Source organism: Paraburkholderia sp. SIMBA_054, assembly GCF_046534875.1.
GTDB lineage: Bacteria > Pseudomonadota > Gammaproteobacteria > Burkholderiales > Burkholderiaceae > Paraburkholderia > Paraburkholderia hospita.
The window spans coordinates 1-381 of sequence record NZ_JAWRXV010000321.1 but is presented as its reverse complement, the minus strand read 5'-3'; the positions used below and the strand labels follow the sequence as shown (position 1 = coordinate 381).

Annotated in this window: 1 rRNA gene; it reads left to right on the top strand. The window is 55.6% G+C overall.

Going from position 1 to position 381, the window contains the following annotated elements:
- Positions 1-381: ribosomal RNA gene (locus SB822_RS55300) — 16S ribosomal RNA — on the top strand; the annotation flags it as partial.

Sequence of the window (381 nt, the reverse complement as noted above, 5' to 3'; positions counted from 1 at the left end):
AGATTTATCGGCAAAGGATCGGCCCGCGTTGGATTAGCTAGTTGGTGAGGTAAAGGCTCACCAAGGCGACGATCCATAGCTGGTCTGAGAGGATGATCAGCCACACTGGGACTGAGACACGGCCCAGACTCCTACGGGAGGCAGCAGTGGTGAATATTGGACAATGGGCGCAAGCCTGATCCAGCCATGCCGCGTGAGTGATGAAGGCCCTAGGGTTGTAAAGCTCTTTCACCGGTGAAGATAATGACGGTAACCGGAGAAGAAGCCCCGGCTAACTTCGTGCCAGCAGCCGCGGTAATACGAAGGGGGCTAGCGTTGTTCGGATTTACTGGGCGTAAAGCGCACGTAGGCGGACTTTTAAGTCAGGGGTGAAATCCCGGG